This window comes from Burkholderia sp. MSMB2157WGS (genome assembly GCF_001532755.1).
Taxonomy (GTDB): domain Bacteria; phylum Pseudomonadota; class Gammaproteobacteria; order Burkholderiales; family Burkholderiaceae; genus Burkholderia.
Window position 1 is genome coordinate 851,927 of record NZ_LPJG01000030.1, and the last position, 16,775, is coordinate 868,701.

The 16,775-nt window shown below is 66.7% G+C and carries 14 protein-coding genes and 1 tRNA gene; 4 read left to right on the forward strand and 11 right to left on the reverse strand.

Annotation, left to right across the window (positions count from 1 at the left end; translation table 11 throughout):
* Positions 1–322: 322 nt before the first annotated feature.
* Positions 323–2,503, forward strand: a complete 2,181-nt coding sequence (locus WT53_RS22310) for an ornithine decarboxylase (protein WP_060261567.1) — start codon at positions 323–325, stop codon at positions 2,501–2,503.
* Between the two features lie 114 nt (positions 2,504–2,617).
* On the opposite strand, the gene WT53_RS22315 is transcribed toward WT53_RS22310, so the two are convergent.
* From WT53_RS22315 to WT53_RS22325, 3 genes are all read right to left on the reverse strand, one after another.
* A complete protein-coding gene (locus WT53_RS22315) occupies positions 2,618–3,775 on the reverse strand; it encodes an iron-containing alcohol dehydrogenase (protein ID WP_060261572.1) in 1,158 nt (385 codons plus the stop codon).
* Positions 3,772–4,107, reverse strand: coding sequence for a putative quinol monooxygenase (locus WT53_RS22320; RefSeq protein WP_059783939.1), 336 nt, complete (start codon positions 4,105–4,107; stop codon positions 3,772–3,774). Before WT53_RS22320 ends, WT53_RS22315 begins: the two co-directional genes overlap by 4 nt.
* Before the next feature lie 242 nt (positions 4,108–4,349).
* Positions 4,350–5,069 (reverse strand): SDR family oxidoreductase, encoded by a 720-nt coding sequence (locus WT53_RS22325; RefSeq protein ID WP_034205134.1) that lies wholly within the window; start codon positions 5,067–5,069, stop codon positions 4,350–4,352.
* Between the two features lie 134 nt (positions 5,070–5,203).
* On the opposite strand from WT53_RS22325, the gene WT53_RS22330 reads away from it, so the two are divergent.
* The 3 genes from WT53_RS22330 to WT53_RS22340 all read left to right on the forward strand — a co-directional run bounded on the left by WT53_RS22330 (position 5,204) and on the right by WT53_RS22340 (position 8,460).
* The gene (locus tag WT53_RS22330; RefSeq protein ID WP_060261575.1) at positions 5,204–6,181 is read left to right on the forward strand and encodes a LysR family transcriptional regulator; all 978 of its coding nucleotides are present in this window, start codon (positions 5,204–5,206) and stop codon (positions 6,179–6,181) included.
* 232 nt (positions 6,182–6,413) lie between these two features.
* On the forward strand, positions 6,414–7,802 hold the full coding sequence (locus WT53_RS22335; protein WP_059783943.1) for a nucleobase:cation symporter-2 family protein: 1,389 nt from the start codon (positions 6,414–6,416) through the stop codon (positions 7,800–7,802).
* A gap of 232 nt (positions 7,803–8,034) precedes the next feature.
* On the forward strand, positions 8,035–8,460 hold the full coding sequence (locus WT53_RS22340; RefSeq protein WP_060261580.1) for an NUDIX hydrolase: 426 nt from the start codon (positions 8,035–8,037) through the stop codon (positions 8,458–8,460).
* A gap of 59 nt (positions 8,461–8,519) precedes the next feature.
* Here the strand turns inward: WT53_RS22340 and WT53_RS22345 are convergent, their stop codons facing one another.
* The 8 genes from WT53_RS22345 to fdxH form a co-directional block, all read right to left on the reverse strand.
* Complete coding sequence (locus WT53_RS22345) at positions 8,520–8,741, reverse strand: hypothetical protein (RefSeq protein ID WP_060261583.1); 222 nt, start codon at positions 8,739–8,741, stop codon at positions 8,520–8,522.
* Between the two features lie 487 nt (positions 8,742–9,228).
* The gene (locus WT53_RS22350) at positions 9,229–10,350 is read right to left on the reverse strand and encodes a DUF2827 domain-containing protein (protein ID WP_060261587.1); all 1,122 of its coding nucleotides are present in this window, start codon (positions 10,348–10,350) and stop codon (positions 9,229–9,231) included.
* Positions 10,351–10,625: 275 nt separating this feature from the next.
* Positions 10,626–10,721: transfer RNA gene (locus WT53_RS22355), tRNA-Sec, on the reverse strand.
* A gap of 32 nt (positions 10,722–10,753) precedes the next feature.
* Positions 10,754–12,679, reverse strand: coding sequence for a selenocysteine-specific translation elongation factor (gene selB, locus WT53_RS22360; RefSeq protein WP_060262120.1), 1,926 nt, complete (start codon positions 12,677–12,679; stop codon positions 10,754–10,756).
* A complete protein-coding gene (selA, locus tag WT53_RS22365; protein WP_060261591.1) occupies positions 12,676–14,115 on the reverse strand; it encodes an L-seryl-tRNA(Sec) selenium transferase in 1,440 nt (479 codons plus the stop codon). Before selA ends, selB begins: the two co-directional genes overlap by 4 nt.
* Before the next feature lie 74 nt (positions 14,116–14,189).
* A complete protein-coding gene (gene fdhE / locus WT53_RS22370; RefSeq protein ID WP_179949044.1) occupies positions 14,190–15,125 on the reverse strand; it encodes a formate dehydrogenase accessory protein FdhE in 936 nt (311 codons plus the stop codon).
* A 108-nt stretch (positions 15,126–15,233) separates the two neighbouring features.
* The gene (locus tag WT53_RS22375) at positions 15,234–15,860 is read right to left on the reverse strand and encodes a formate dehydrogenase subunit gamma (RefSeq protein WP_059783954.1); all 627 of its coding nucleotides are present in this window, start codon (positions 15,858–15,860) and stop codon (positions 15,234–15,236) included.
* Positions 15,857–16,771: a formate dehydrogenase subunit beta gene (fdxH, locus tag WT53_RS22380; RefSeq protein ID WP_060261594.1), complete on the reverse strand. Its 915-nt coding sequence runs from the start codon at positions 16,769–16,771 to the stop codon at positions 15,857–15,859. Before fdxH ends, WT53_RS22375 begins: the two co-directional genes overlap by 4 nt.
* Positions 16,772–16,775: the final 4 nt, after the last annotated feature.

Genomic DNA, 16,775 nt, shown 5'->3' on the forward strand with positions numbered 1-16,775 from the left:
GCCTTTCAAATCGGATTTCATCATTGGATCATTTTTATGTGCACCGCAGCATGCCAATTCCGGATTGTTTGATCATGCTCATGCCGCAATGACATTGCCGATTCGGTTCAATTGAATTCGCGGGATTTTGTTGCTACGATCGGCTGCGCCGGACACGGCCCGATCGCGGCGGCGCCGCGCCGCGCAAGGCTTCTGGTGCAGTGCGCATTCGGCATTCAGCATTCGCGGGACCGTTTCGATCGGCTGCAGCGCGTGTCGGCCCCGGATTGCGCGCCGATATGAATGCGGCTCCCGTTTTCAGGTCATTTACCGGAGAGTTCGCGTGAGCCTGTTGAAAATCGCAGTCGAGCCGGCGCTGATCGGCGCCTTCCTCACCACGCACGAACAGGTCGACGTATTTCAGACCGATTTCACGAATATCGCGGCAATCGTCGTCGGAATCGATTCCGCGGAAAAGGTGCTGAAAACCGTCGAAAGAACCGGTTTCGCGATTCCGTTCTTCGTCGCGGTCGAGCCCGACCAGGAAGTGCCGCCGTCGGTCCTGCCGCGCGCGAGCGGCGTGATCCAGCTTCGGCACGGCGGCCGCCATTACTACGGCCGGCAGATTTCCGCCGCCGCCGACATCTACAGCGAGAACCTGCTGCCGCCTTTCTTCAAGGTCATGCGCGAATACGTGCAGCGTGGCTACGTCGAATTCGACTGCCCGGGCCACCAGGGCGGCCAGTTCTTTTCGAATCATCCGCTCGGCCGGATGTTCTTCGATTTCTTCGGCGAAACCCTCTTTCGCGCGGACCTCTGCAACGCGGACGTCCGGCTCGGCGACCTGCTGATCCACGAAGGGCCCGCGCTGGAGGCGCAGCGCAACGCCGCACGCATCTACAACGCGGACAAGACCTACTTCGTGCTGAACGGCACGTCGACGTCGAACAAGGTCGTCACGAGCGCACTGCTGGCGCCCGACGATCTCGTGCTGTTCGACCGCAACAACCACAAGTCGGTGCACCTCGGCGCGCTCGTGCTGTCCGGCGCGCGGCCGGTCTATCTCGAGACCGCGCGCAACGCGTGGGGCCTCATCGGCGGCGTCGACAGCGCGGCGCTCGGCGAGGCGCGCATTCGCGACGCGATCCGCGACGTCGCGCCCGAGCGCGCCGACCTGCCGCGCCCGTTCCGGCTCGCGGTGATCCAGCTCGGCACCTACGACGGCACGATCTACAACGCACGCGAAATCGTCGACCGGATCGGCCATCTGTGCGACTACATCCTGTTCGATTCGGCGTGGGTCGGCTACGAACAGTTCATCCCGATGATGCAGGACTGCTCGCCGCTGATGCTGACGCTCGGCCCCGACGATCCCGGCATCTTCGTCACGCAGTCGGTGCACAAGCAGCAGGCCGGCTTCTCGCAGACGTCCCAGATCCACAAGAAGGACAGCCACATCGAAGGCCAGAAGCGCTTCTGCGATCATCGGCGCTTCAACAACGCGTACATGATCCACGCGTCGACGAGCCCGTTCTACCCGATGTTCGCGGCGCTCGACGTCAACGCGCAGATGCACGCGGGCCCGGCCGGCAAGCGCCTGTGGCGCGACTGCGTCGCACATGGCGTCGATGCACGCAAGCTGCTGCTGAAAACCTGCCGCCAGATCCGCCCGTTCGTCCCACAGCAGATCGACGGCCGCCCGTGGGCCCATTACCCGACCGAGCAGATCGTCGACGACCTGCGCTTCTTCCGCTTCCATCCGGCCGACACGTGGCACGGCTTCGAAGGCTATGCGGACGACCAGTATTTCGTCGATCCGTGCAAGCTGCTGCTGACCACGCCCGGCATCGATCGCGATACGCACGAATACGCGCCGTTCGGCGCACCGGCGCCGATTCTCGCGCGCTATCTGCGCGAGCACGGCGTCGTGCCCGAGAAAGCCGACCTGTACACGATCCTGTTCCTGCTCACGCCGTCGGAGAGTTTCGGCAAGCTGCAGCATCTGGTCGCGCACCTCGCGCAATTCGAGCGTCATCTCGACCAGGACACGCCGCTGCGCGAAGCGATTCCATCGCTGTGCGAAGCATATCCGGAGCTGTACGGCACCATGCGCCTGCGGCAGCTGTGCCAGCGCATGCACGATTTCTACCGCAGCCACGACATGAAGCATCTGCAGAAGCAGATGTTCCGGCGCGCGCAGTTCCCGAAGCAGGCGATGCTGCCGCAGGCCGCGAATGCCGAACTGATCCGCAACAACGTCGAACTCGTCACGCTCGACCGCATCGCGGGCCGGATCGCGACCGAAGGCGCGCTGCCCTATCCGCCCGGTATCTTCTGCGTGGTGCCGGGCGAAGTGTGGGGCGGCCCGGCGCTCGACTACTTCCGCGCGCTCGAAGCCGGGATCAACGCGCTGCCGGGCTTCGAGCCGGAAATCCAGGGCGTGTACCTGCAGACGAAGCCCGACGGCACCAGGCAGGCCTCGGCGTACGTGGTCGCGGCCGGCGCGGACGCGTCGCGCCTGTAAGGACGGAGGGCTGCGGACGCGCGGCCGGCGCGCCGGCATGCGCATGCCGCAGCACGGCCCGCACGGCAGGCCGCGTGTGCCCCGTGACGGCCGACGCCGTGCCTGCGCCGCCCGTCACCACGCCTGCCGGTAGATCTCCAGCGCGTCGGCCTCGGTCACCTCGCGCGGATTGTTCACGAGCAGGCGCGTCTGCAGCATTGCGTCCGACGCCATCCTCGGCAGATCGGCCTCGCCGATGCCGACCTCGCGCAGCGTGCGTGGAATGCCCGTCGCGACGATCAGCCGATCGATCTCGGCGATCAGCGCATGCGTTTTCGCTTCGTCGCTGCCCGTGGCCGACGGCGCGACGATGGCCGCCAGTTCCGCATACAGCGGCGTGGCGGCCGGCGCGTTGAAGCGCAGCACGTGCGGCAGCACGAGCGCATTCGACAGCCCGTGCGGCACGTGGAAGATGCCGCCGACCGGATAGGCGAGCGCGTGCACGGCCGCGACCGGCGCATTCGCGAACGCCTGCCCCGCGAACATCGCGCCGACCACCATCGCTTCGCGCGCGCGCCGGTTCTGCCCGTCGTCGCATGCGGCAAGCAGGTTGCGCGACAGCAGCGTCAGCGCGTGCGTGGCCAGCATGTCGGATACCGGATTCTTCAGCCGCGCGGACGTGTACGCCTCGATCGCGTGCACCATCGCGTCGATGCCGGTGGCGGCCGTCGCCGCGCGCGGCAGGCCGAGCGTGAGTTCCGCGTCGAGGATCGCGACGTCCGCGAACAGATGCGGCGACACGACGCCCATCTTGCGCGCCTCGCCGACCGTCACGATCGACACGGCCGTGACCTCGGAGCCGGTGCCGGCCGTGGTCGGCATCTGCACGAGCGGCAGCCGCGCGCACGAGACCTTGTCGACGCCGTACATGTCGGCCAGCGCCTGCTGCCCCGGCGCGAGCACCGCAATCAGCTTCGCGACGTCCATCGACGAGCCGCCGCCCAGGCCGAGCACGATTTCGGCATCGGCCGCGACGGCCCGCTCGGTCGCCTCGAGCACCACGTGCTCGGGCGGATCGGCGATCACGTCGTCGATCACGGCGACCTGCCAGCCGTGCGCGGCGAGGCTCTCCAGCGCGGGCGCGAGCACGCCGCTGCGATGCAGGAACGCGTCGGTGACCACGCACAACCGCGCGAGCGCCGGAAAGCGTTCGCGCAACAGCGCGCCGAGCCGGCGCGCGGCGCCGAATTCGACGATCTGCGTCGGAACGGTACGGAATTGGAACGGGTTCATCGGGTGCCTCCCGGTGGCGTCGCCGTGCCGGCGTCCGGCTGCACCATGTAGCGGATCACGTCGCGACGGTCGAGCAACGGAATGATCGCGCCGACGCCGATCCGCTGGAAATGCGGCGTTTCCCGATGCGCATCGAGGCCGTCCGCATCGCGGTAGCGCTCGAGGATCACGATGTGGTCGGGATGCTCCGGCGACCGGAAGTACGCGTAGTCGAGGTTCTTCGGCTCGGCCCGCGTGGCCGGCGCGAGTTCCGCGAGCAGTTCGACCACGCGGTCGCCGTTGCCGGGTTTCGCGAAGTAATGCGCGATCACCTGCAGATAGGGTTCGTTCATGCTGCGCTCCAGGTTCGACACCAGGCCGTCACGACGGGAGCGCACACCATCCGCCATGAACCGGACGGATTCAAACGCGATGAGGCGGCACCGTATCGCTGACGCGTCGTCGCATTGTATTGAATCGGCCCGGCCTTCGCAGCGCCGCGGCCGGGCCGCGAACATCGGGCCCGATCCCGCACGGCACGCTCACGGCAAGCCGGAACCCGGCCGGCCGCCGCGAGCTTGCGCGACCATCCTGCTTACCAGGGCACCGTCCGCCCCAGATAGTCGAGGTACTCGAGCCCGGGCCGCGCCCGCTTCGCCAGCAGCACGTCGACGAGGCTCGGCACGCTTTCGTCGATGGTCAGGCGCGCGTCGGGGCCGCCGAGTTCGGTACGGACCCAGCCGGGCGCCATCAGCGCGAGCGCGCGGCGCGTATCGGCCTGACGCACCGCGAAGCTGCGCATGAACTGGTTCAGCGCCGCCTTGCTGCCGCGGTACACCTCGCGCATGCCGGTCACGTTGTTCGCGACGCTGCCCTGTCCCGACGACATCGCGCCGATCAGCCCGTCGTCGGTCACCAGATCCTGCAGCGTCTCGATCACGCGCATCGGCGCCAGCGCATTCGTGATCATCACGCGCACGAATTCGTCGGTCGTCACTTCGCCGATCGTTTCATTCGGATCGTTGGTCGTGCCGGCATTCACGAACAGCATGTCGAAGCGCCGGCCCGACAGGCGCTCGCGCAGCGCGGCGAGTTGCGCGGGCTCGCAGATGTCGAGCGTGCCGATCTCGACCCGGCCGTCGAACCGGTCGGCCAGGTCGTGCAGCTTCGTGCGCCCCGATCCTTCGCGCACCGTGCCCGTCACGTGCCAGCCCTTGTTCAGGAATGCCTCCGCCATCGCCAGCCCGAGGCCGCGCGATGCCGCGACGAGCAGGATCGCGGGGGCGTTTCGTCGATTCGATTCGGTCGATTGCATGGTGTTTCGCCTTTGCCCTGTTTCGTGACGCACCCACTATAGGCGCACACCACGACAGGCGCCAGACGCATCGAACGCAATCCATCATTGCATCGAACGCCATGCCAAACCCCGCAGTGGCGTATCCTGTCCGCATGGAAGACATCGACCTGAACCTCGTCACCGCGCTCGACGCGCTGCTGTCGGAGAGCAGCGTGACCGGCGCCGCGCGGCGGCTGGGCCTGAGCACGTCCGCGATGAGCCGCACGCTCATGCGGCTGCGCGTCGCCACCGGCGATCAACTGCTGGTGCGCGCGGGGCGCAAGCTCGTGCCGACGCCGCACGCCGCCGCGTTGCGCGAGCGCGTGCATGCCGTCGCAAGCGACGCGCGCGCGGTGCTCCGGCCGGCGACCGTCGACGTCGACTTCGCCACGCTCACGGCCACGTTTACGATTCGGGCAGCCGCGTCGTTCATGGAAATGCTGTCCGGCCCGGTGGTGGCCGCACTCGGCGAGGTCGCACCGCACGTGCGTATTCGCTTCGTCCCGAAACTCGACCGCGATCCGCAAGCGTTGCGCGACGGCACCGTCGACCTCGAAATCGGCAAGCGCGGCGACGACGCACCCGAGCTGCACACGCGCATGCTCTTTCACGACTGGCACGTCGCGGTGGCGCGCGCCGGCCATCCGCTGTTCGCGTCGGCCCGGATCACGCCCGCGCGCTATGCAGCCTGCCGTCACGTGATGGCGGCTCAGCTCGGCGATTTCGGCGGGCCGGCCGACGATTCGACCGTCGACGCAGGCGACGGCCCCGCCGTGCACGTCGTCGTGCCAGGCTACCCCGACGCAATGCGTGTCGCGGCCAGCACCGACCTGATCGCGCTGGTGCCGCGCTCGAGCCTCGGCAACGCGTGCTCGCCGGGGCTCATCGAAGCCCTCGGGCTGCGCAGTTTCGAGATCCCGGTCCGGCTGCCGGCGATCCTCGTGTCCGCGCTGTGGCATCCGCGCATGCACGGCGACCCCGTGCATCGCCGCCTGCGCGATACGGTCATTGCAGTCTGCCAGCGCGCGTATCCGGATTCCCGTCCGCCACGCACAACGGCGCGCGGCAACGAAGCACGCGTCGCAGGCTGACGTTCCGCGGCTCGGGCCAGCCGGCCGCCGCCGTCGAGGGCAGGATTCGCCATTCGCGAAGCGGTTGCTCGACAGGACTGCGATCGCCTGGCAGCGATGCGTCGATCGCCGGGTGCCGAACCGGCCCTTTTCCACGTTCCGCTGAATCCCGACTATTGCGGCACGCCCGGGCGGCGCCGGCGAGCCCTTCGGCTAAAATGCCGCACTTTCCACCTTGTCCGGCCCGCTCGCCATGCAACCCGCCTCCTCCGCCCCATCCGCCTCCCACGGTGCCGACGCCGCAGACGCGGCCCGCGACCTCGTCTACGGCCCGAACGACCGGCCGGCGCCGATGGTCGCCTTCGTTGCCGCGCTGCAGCACCTGCTGGCGATCATCGTGCCGATCGTCACGCCGGGCCTGCTGATCTGTCAGGCGCTCGGCGTGTCCAGCCGCGATACGACCCTGATCGTGTCGATGTCGCTGGTGATTTCCGGCATTGCCACCTTCGTCCAGTGCAAGCGCTTCGGCCCGCTCGGCGCCGGCCTGCTGATCGTCCAGGGCACCAGCTTCAACTTCGTCGGCCCGCTGATCGCCGGCGGCAGCCTGATGGTCAAGCAGGGCACGCCGGTCGAGACCGTGATGGCCGCGATCTTCGGCGTCGTGATCGCCGGGTCGTTCGTCGAGATGGGCGTGTCGCGCATCCTGCCGTTCGTGAAGCGCCTGATCACCCCGCTCGTCACCGGCATCGTCGTGCTGCTGATCGGCCTCACGCTGATCAAGGTCGGCCTCATCAGCATGGGCGGCGGCTACGGCGCGATGGCCAAGGGCACGTTCGCGAGCGCGGAGAACCTCACGCTGTCGGGCCTCGTGCTCGGCACGATCATCCTGCTGAACCGCGTGCCGATCGTCTGGGTGCGCAGCACCGCGCTCGTCATCGCGCTCGCGATCGGTTACTGCGCGGCCGCGTTCCTCGGCCGCCTCGACTTCACCGGCATGCACCAGGCCGCGCTGTTCCAGGTGCCGACGCCGCTGCACTTCGGCATCGGCTTCTCGTGGGCGCTGTTCGTCCCGATGCTGATCATCTACCTCGTCACGTCGCTCGAAGCGATCGGCGACGTGACGGCCACCAGCAAGATCTCGAACGAGCCGGTCGAAGGGCCGGTGTGGATGCAGCGCATCAAGGGCGGCGTGCTCGTCAACGGTGCGAACTCGCTGCTGGCCGGCGTGTTCAATACGTTCCCGAGCTCGGTATTCGCGCAGAACAACGGCGTGATCCAGATTACCGGCGTCGCGAGCCGTCACGTCGGTATCTGGATCGCGGGCATGCTGGTGGTGCTCGGCCTGTTCCCGGTCGTCGCCGGCGTGCTGCAGGCCGTGCCCGAGCCCGTGCTCGGCGGTGCGGCGATGGTGATGTTCGGTGCGGTGGCCGCGTCGGGCATCAACATCCTCGCGGGCGTCCACCTCGATCGCCGCGCGCTGCTGATCATCGCGGTGTCGCTCGCGCTCGGCCTCGGCGTGTCGCAGGTGCCGGACATCCTGAACAGCCTGCCGCATGCACTGAAGAACGTGCTGGAATCGGGCGTGGCGACAGGCGGCATCTGCGCGCTCGTGATGAACTGGTTCCTGCCTGAAAAGAAGTAAAGGCAATCGCGGTGCGAACCGCATGACGACGTGCCGGGCGCGATGGGGCGTGATGGGCCGCGCCGGTCGTCGCGCCAGAGCCGAACGGCATCGGGGGCCGACGTACGGCCCTGCCGCCGGGCTTGCGCTTTCGGCGTGTCACGCGATGGCCGACCACGCGTCGGCGACCGGCAATCGTCAAACCCGGTCAGGCTGCCTTGGCCGATCGAGTCGCGCTGGTTAGAATCACGACATGCCCCAGATCCTCGCGCCCGACAACGCCCCCGAAACGACTGCCGCCCCGATCAAGGAACGCGCGACCGTCGTCTGCTATCGCGACGAGCGCGTGTTGCTCGTCGCGCGTGCGGCGTCGCGCTGGGCGCTTCCGGGCGGCACGATCAAGCGCGGGGAGACGCCGCTAGAAGCCGCGCATCGTGAGTTGTGCGAAGAAACCGGCATGACCGGCCAGGATCTGATCTACTCGATGCAGTTCACCGGGCTCGCGAAGATCCATCACGTGTTCTTCGCGGAAGTCGGGCCGAACCAGACGCCGCAAGCGAACAACGAGATCGAGAAATGCAAGTGGTTTCCGATCGACAATATCGACCGTCTGCGCGCGAGTATTCCGACGAAGCGCATCGTCGAACTCGTCTACAACCACGAAATCCGCAAGGCGTAGCGCGCTCCGAGCCGTCGGCCGGCTCGAGTCGATTGTCGTGATCGGAGGTGAGCGAACGTTCAGTACGAGCGCTTTCTTCGCAGTTCGTGCGTGGAATAGACGACGAGGAAAATGCCCAGCATCGCGACGCCGGATGCCAGGAAGTCGTTTGCGCTTCCCGCACCGTGCAGCGCCGCCGGGAAAATACCGAGACTCAATCCCGTGCCAGCAAGAAGCAATCCTGCTGCCACGCCCCAGATCGGTCCGGCGGTCTTGTCGGTCTTGTCGGTCTTATTTTTCATACGGCAACCCATCTATACAGTCATGGCCTGATCGGTATCGGCAAAAACTCGCCGCGTCTACCTTCAGTCATTCCACTATAGCCGGGAAATAAATCTCGTACTTCTAGTGCTTTTCCCCATCAAGTTTGCGCGGTCGCGACCGTTGCGCGGCGTCGTGCGCGGTGCGCGGTATCGAGCGCTGGCCCGTTTCCCGGTCCGTCGCGCAGCTTTCGTGTCGCCCATCAACGGGAGCAGATTCGCCAGCGGAAACCTGCAGGTTGTCGACTGCGGAGTCCGCGATGCTATCGGATGGGCTCGACGCGAAGCAGTAGAGAGCAGCAATGGCGCCACGTGCCAAGGTAGCATTTGGCCTATGCGGCTCACTGACGATCGGCAATGCGGTCAGGCACGTAGCCACGATACGCCGCGGGATCCAGGCCGCTCAAGCACGCCATGCCGAACAGCTATACATCGCGGCCACACGCTTCCCGAAGCCGGACGATCGATTTCACTCGAAAAGCCCGAGAAGCAACCTGTCATACGCTTCCACCTGTTTCGGATTGGTGGACAAAAACCGCCCGATCCGCTCTCGTTGCCGAATTCGATAACCCTGCCAATCCTCATCGTGAAATTCGACGGCTCGCTCGAGTTGACGGCACCCTTCATCCACGTCGTTTTTATTGTAAAAGTAGCCCAGTTCGCGGCATAGGTCGGCGTTGTGAACCATCGCGTAACCGTTCCAGCAAACATCGAAATAGAAATAATTCAACGCGAGGCCGGATTGATGAGAAATGACGATGTCGGTGTATTCCGAAAGAAATTGAGGCGTATTGTAATAACCGACAAAGCTTATCTTCGAATCCCGCACAAGATCCAGATGACTTGCGATACCGATGAATTCGGGGCTGCCTTTCGCGAGGTGCTCCGTGTTCGTCGCGTGCACGTAGGATATTTTCTCGCCCAGCTTCCGATAACCCAATTCCGCAATCAAGATCGGATAGAGGCAGAACTTGGTGACGTCGATGTTCGGCTCCATCACGGACAACCGCTTCGGTTGTCCGGTCGGGCGATATTCCCCGCGATGCGGGAGTGCGGCCGATCGTTCTTCCACGCAGATCGGGTCCCAAACAAACGGCACCTCGCGAACAGGCTGGCGTCGCAATACGCTAAAGAAGCCGGCGCTGGTATCGACGACTTGTGGGATGATCCACACTTGGTCGTAACGCTGGTTGATGAATACCGTTTCGGCGTGCCGTCTGCCAAAAATCATCGCCTGCGTCATGTGCACGTATTCCGGACCACAACAATAGCTTACGACTTTTGCGCCACGTGCCTGCAGATACGAGGTTTGCTGTTGATCGATTTGCCCCCCGAGCTCGATCAGGACATCCAGCGAATCCTTCGCATCGTCGAAGGAACACACCGGAAACTGCTTGATATCCCAGGGAAGAGCGGACGTGATCTCGACGCTCGTTGTGTTGACGAGCTTGACTTGATGACCGAGCGGCGAGTGTTGAAAGAGCTTCATCAGATACAAGGCGTTCTGCTTGATGCCGTTGACCCAAAGACTCTCGGTCGCGTGGTGAAGGCCGATCGTGATGCCGATGTTGAGTGATCGTGCGGAACTCATTGGGGGTCCGGTGTGCTCGTCAAATAGATGCAAATCATAGCGCGCTCCACATTTTCGGAGCGGTTAAAAACTGTCAAAATTTGGAACGTTTTCCCGCGGGACACACCGGAATTCGGCAATTGCCAGCGTCGACGGCGGCCGGCGCAAACACCGCACATCGCGTCATTGCCGACGATGGGCTACGTCACGCGATCGATGGAATTCGCGTCATGCATCTCGATGTGCCGAAATCAATCGCGCTACGTTTGCTAGCGCGAGATCCGCTTTAAGCCATGTGGCGGAAGGCAGCAGGAGTCGAACCTACCCAGGAGCGGCTGACGCCCCTAACCGGGTTTGAAGCCCGGCCGTACCACCGGATACGAATGCCTTCCGCAGGGAAAAAACCGAAAAGAACGACGAGCGCCTACGCCTGAACATCCACCCAACCGCTGTCAGGCCGCAGGTAGTGAAGATCGCGGCGGAAGCGAGTATACCCAACCCGATCGAAGAACTCGAGAATCTGGATCGCGCGCTTGCGGCCGAGCCCCGTCGCATCGCGGAACGTCGCGGCATCGAGCCCGCCGCCGCGCAACGGTGCGAGATGCGCGACCAGTTCCGCCAGTTCGCGCATGACGTCCGCATGATAGAACAGGTCGCGCACGACCTGATGCACGTCGCCGCGCCGTGCGAGCTTGCGCAGCAGCACGCGCACCGCGTCCTCGGCCGCCCCGGTGTCGCGGGCCAGGTCGCGCACCCACGGCGGATCGAAGCGCCCCGCGTGGATCAACGGCAGCAGTTGCTGCGCCAGCGCTTCCTCGCGCGGCTCGAGGCTCACGGAATGCGACGGCAAATGCAGCCACGGCCCGCTGCGCGCGACTTCGCCGCCCGCCACCAGCGCCTCGACGAGCGCGCGCCACAGCGCATCGCCGACGAGCGGCGCAGCCATCCGCCGCAAGCGTGCGGCGTCGAGCCCCTGCTCGTCGGGCATGCGCTCGTGGTACGCGCGCAGCGTATCGACCGCCCGCGTCTGCAACGCACGCCAGTGCGCATGCGAAATCACCGCGCCTTCGCTCGACGCGGCATCGCGTTGTCCGATCGCCAGCGCATCGCCGGGCAACGCCAGCACATCGGGCGCGAATCCCGTCAGATGCGTGAGCGTCGCGCGCGCAATGCCGAGCGGCGCTTGCGCGAGCAGCGCATCGAGGCGCCCTTCGTCGAGCCACGCCGCGAGCGCATCGAGCCACGCGCGGCGCGCAGGCGTGCGGCGCTTGCGTGCCGGCCCGAACGGATCGAGCACCCGGCCGCCGCCGACGGTACGCGTCGCCTGCGGATTGCGGACGATGAAACGATCGCCCGGCAGCGCGAACACCGGCTCGTCGAACACCAGTTGCACGCGCATCCGCTGGCCGGCCGCGAGCGTGTCGCCGTCGAGCAACGCGACATGGGCCACGCGATGCAGCGTACCGAGATGCACGTGCAGCGGCGCCCAGTGGGTCAGCGTCAGCCCCGCGTCCGCGAGCAGCGTCAGGTCGACGTCCAGACGCGGCGACGTCGCGACGAGCCGCGCATCGGCGACGGTGTCGCCGCGCTCGACGTCGGCCTTGTCGACGCCGGCCAGGTTCAGCGCGCAACGCTCGCCCGCGCGGCCGGCCTCGACCGGCCGGTTCTGCGCATGGATGCTGCGCACGCGGGCGGCGTCGCCCGTGCGCACGATCGCGAGCGTGTCGCCCGTCGCGACGCGGCCCGCGAATGCGGTACCCGTCACGACGGTACCCTGCCCGGCGAGTGTAAACACGCGATCGACCGCGAGCCGGAACAGCCCGTCGTCGCGACGCGCACGCCACGCGATCGTCGCGTCGGCCAGGTGCTGCTTCAACGCGGCGACGCCCGGATCGTCGGCCACCGTGGCACGCGTTTCGAAGATCGGCACGCCGGCCAGCGTCGAATCGTGCAACCACGCGGCGATCTCGTCGCGCGCCTCGGCAACGCGCGCAGCATCGACGCGATCGCATTTCGTCAGCGCGACGGCGCCGTGCGTGACGCCGAGCAGTTGCAGGATCGCGAGATGCTCGCGCGTCTGCGGCATCACGCCGTCGTCCGCGGCAATCACGATGAGCGCGAAGTCGATGCCGCACGCGCCGGCCGCCATCGTATGAATCAGTTTCTCGTGGCCCGGCACGTCGATCAGGCCGAGCACGTCGCCGTTGTCGAGCGGCGTATACGCGTAGCCGAGCTCGATCGAGATGCCGCGTGCCTTCTCTTCCTTCAGCCGATCGGTGTCGACGCCCGTGAGCGCGCGCACGAGCGTGGTCTTGCCGTGGTCGATGTGTCCAGCGGTCCCGACGATCATGCGGCCGGCCCCGCGAGCGGCGCGCATTGCGCGACGAATGCCGCTTCGTCGGCCGCTTCGAGGCAGCGCAGATCGAGCCGCAGCGCGTTGTCGGCCACGCGGCCGATCACCGGGCGCGGCCATTCGCGCAGGCGCTTTTCGAGCTGCACGAGCGCGCGGCCGCTGCGCTTGCCGTCCGCGGCGCGCACGACGAGCCCGGCGCTCGGCAACTGGTCGACCGGCAGCGCACCGCTGCCGATCTGGCTGAACATCGGCTCGACCGTCACGTCGAAACCGCTGCCGAGCGCCGCCTGCAGCACCGGGCGCATGCGTTCGGCGGCCTCGGCGATGTCGCGCTGCGGGCGCGTCAGCAATCGCAGCGTCGTGAGCCGGTCGCGCAGGAATTCGGGCGACCGGTACAGGCGCAGCACGGGTTCGAGCGCCGCGAGCGTCAGCTTGCCGACGCGCAGCGCACGTTTGAGCGGATGCTTCTTGATCTTCGCGATGAGCGCCCGATCGCCGACGATCAGGCCGGCTTGCGGGCCGCCGAGCAGCTTGTCGCCGCTGAACGTGACGACGTTCGCGCCGGCGGCGACGGTTTCCTGCACGGTCGTCTCGTGCGGCAAGCCCCATTGCGACAGGTCGGCCAGCGTGCCGCTGCCGAGATCGACGGCGACCGGCACCCCGTGCTCGCGCGCGAGCGGCGCGAGTTCGGCGAGCGTCGTCTCCTTCGTGAAGCCGCTGATCGCGTAGTTGCTGCAATGCACCTTCATCAGCAGCGCCGTGCGCGGGCCGATCGCGTCCGCGTAGTCGCGCGGATGCGTGCGGTTGGTCGTGCCGACCTCGCGCAGCTTCGCGCCGGCACGGCTCATGATGTCGGGAATGCGAAACGCGCCGCCGATCTCGACCAGCTCGCCGCGCGACACGACCACTTCCCGCTTCGTCGCAAGCGCCGACAGCGTCAGCAGCACGGCCGCCGCATTGTTGTTGACGACGGTCGCGGCTTCCGCGCCCGTCAGTTCGCACAGCAGAGCGTCGATCAGGTCGTCGCGGTCGCCGCGGCGGCCGGTGGCGAGATCGAACTCGAGGTTGACGGGCCGCGTCAGCGCGTCGACCACGGCACGCACCGCCTCGTCGGGCAGCAACGCTCGCCCGAGGTTCGTGTGCAGCACGGTGCCGGTCAGGTTGAACACGGGGCGCACCGCCCCCGCGCTCTGTGCGGCCAACGCGTGCGCGACGGCCGCGGCGATGCGCGGCTCGTCGAGCGGTTCGGCGGCCGCGGGATCGTGCTGCGCCGCCGTGCGCCAGCGTTCCAGTTCGGCGCGCACGGCATTGAGCACGCGCGTGCGGCCATAGTCCGCGACGAGCGGCTGCAGCGGCGCCGACGACAGCACGCGCTCGACCGACGGCACGCGCGCCAGCACGGCATTCAATTCATTCACACCCGGTTCGGTCACGTCGTTGTAGCTCCAGTCTCATGCTCCGCAGTCGGCCGGGGCCGGCGCTCGCGCGCCGCCGCGGCCCCGTGCCGTCAGTCCGCTTCGCGCGGCACGTCGGGCCACAGCAGCGGGTTCGGCGAACTGCGCTGGTAGCCGGCTTCGTTCATCAGCAGGTCGAGCGTGAGGCTCGCGAGGTCGTCCGCCAGCGGCTCGAACTCGTAGTCCTTCTCCTGATAGCCGATCTTGCGATAGGTCTTGCACTCGTCGCACGATTCGGCCTTGACGGCTTCGCTGCCGCCTTCGATCCCGTGATACGCGATGCCCTTCGTCGAATCGCAGTGCGAGCACTTGGTGCGCACCATGTGCCACTCGGTCGTGCACAGCCCGCACTGCAGGAAACGGTAGCCCTGGTACTGGCCGCCGACCCGCACGACGCTCGCGACCGGATGCGTGCCGCACACCGGGCACAGCCCCGGCTGGTCGAGATACGGGACATCGGCCGGCGTCACGCGGCTTGCGAGGTCCGTCCACGCGACCTGCAGCGCGGCCATCAGGAACGGCGCGGTGGCCGGGTCGACTTCCGCGAAGCGCAGCGCGAGGATCGCATCGGCCTGCGCGTCGAGTTCGGCGGGCGCCGTCAGGCGCAGCCGGTCGAGCAGCTTCGCAAGCTGCGGATTGACGAGCCCGGCGCTTTCGACGCGATCGAGCAGTTCATACAGCACGGCGCGCCACCGCGAATCGCGCTGGCCGTCGAGCGCCGGCACGAGCGGCATCGAATGTTCCTGCGCGCGTGCGATCGCTTCCTTCGACGGCAGCGGCAGCTCCAGCGTCTGCAGCGTCGCGTGCTGCGCGTCGGCGACGGTGGCCATCAGCCGCAGATAGCCGCTGATCGGGTTCAGGTCGGCAAGCTTGCGCAGCCGCGCGGCGCGCGCCGCGAACGCGGTCGCACGCTCCGGCAGGCGAAAGCGCGGAATGGCCGAATGATCGAGTGCCGAGATCTCGGTCGGCTCCAGAATGCGTTGTGTCACGAAAATATCTTCCAAAAAACGAAGCGCCGACGAATCGGCGCTTTCGGGCGATTCCGGCGGTGGGCGGAACGATACGCCGCAATCGGCGTACCGCCCCGCTCCGCTGCGTCACTTCACGCTTTCACGGAACCACTTCGGGTGATGCTTGCGGGCCCAGCCCAGCGTGACGGTGCCCCGCACCATCGCGCCGATCGAACCCTTCACCCACAACGCCGCGTAAATGTGCACGATGATGCTCGCGATCAGCACGAAGGCCGCCACGGCATGCACGACAGCGGCCGCGCGGATGACCCCGATCGGGAAGTAGAACGAGAAATAGCGCCGCCAGATCACGACTCCCGACAACAGGAGCAGCAGCAGGCACGCCACCAGCGTGAAGAATAGCAGCTTCTGCCCGGCGTTATAGCGCCCGACCGGCGGCAGCTTGTCTTCCCGGTTGGTCAGCACGTCGCCGATCTGCTTCAGCCACTGCCGGTCGTCCGCGTCGAGCGCATTGTGGTGCCAGAAGCGCACGACGAGGATCGCGAACGACACGAACATCACGAGGCCGACGAACGGATGCAGGATCCGCGTCCACTGACCGCCGCCGAACAGCGCGGTGAGCCAGAACATCGACGGATGGAACAGCGCGAGCCCGGACAACGCGAGCAGCACGAACGTGATCGCGGTGATCCAGTGGTTCGTGCGCTCGTTCGGCGTGTAGCGGACGATCAGGTTGGGGTCGTCGTGGCTCATTTCGCGTCCTCCTTGATGCGTCGCGCTTCGTCGCGCGCGGCGGCTTCCTCGTCGTCGGTGACCTCGTTCGGACCGACCCGCGTGTAGTGGAAGAACCCGGTCAGCGCGGTCAGCGCGAGGCCCGCGACCGCGAGGGGTTTCGCGATGCCCTTCCACAGCTTCACCATCGGGCTGATCGACGGATTGTCGGGCAGCCCGTGGTACAGCGACGGTTTGTCCGCGTGGTGCAGCACGTACATCACGTGCGTGCCGCCGACGCCCTGCGGGTCGTACAGCCCCGCATGCTCGAAGCCGCGCTCCTTCAGGTCCTCGATCCGCTCGGCCGCGTGCTGCTTCATGTCCTCCTTGGTGCCGAACACGATCGCGCCCGTCGGGCAGGTCTTCACGCAGGCCGGTTCCTGGCCGACCGCGACGCGGTCGGAACAGAGCGTGCACTTGTACGCGCGATGATCCTTCTTCGAGATCCGCGGCACGTTGAACGGGCAACCGGTCACGCAGTAGCCGCAACCGATGCAGTTCTCCTCGTGGAAATCGACGATCCCGTTGTTGTACTGCACGATCGCGCCCGGCGACGGACACGCCTTCAGACAGCCCGGATCCTCGCAGTGCATGCAGCCGTCCTTGCGGATCAGCCACTCGAGGTCGCCCGCCGGGTTCTCGTATTCGGAGAACCGCATGACCGTCCACGAATGCTCGGTCAGGTCGGCCGGGTTGTCGTACACGCCGACGTTGGTGCCGACTTCGTCGCGCAGGTCGTTCCACTCCATGCACGCCGTCTGGCATGCCTTGCAGCCGATGCACTTCGATACGTCGATCAGCTTCGCGACGCTCCCGGTCACCGGTTCGCGCACCGTGGGCGGTGGCGTCGTGGTGGCCGAGACCCGCTTGATATCCAGCGATTGCAATGCCATCTCT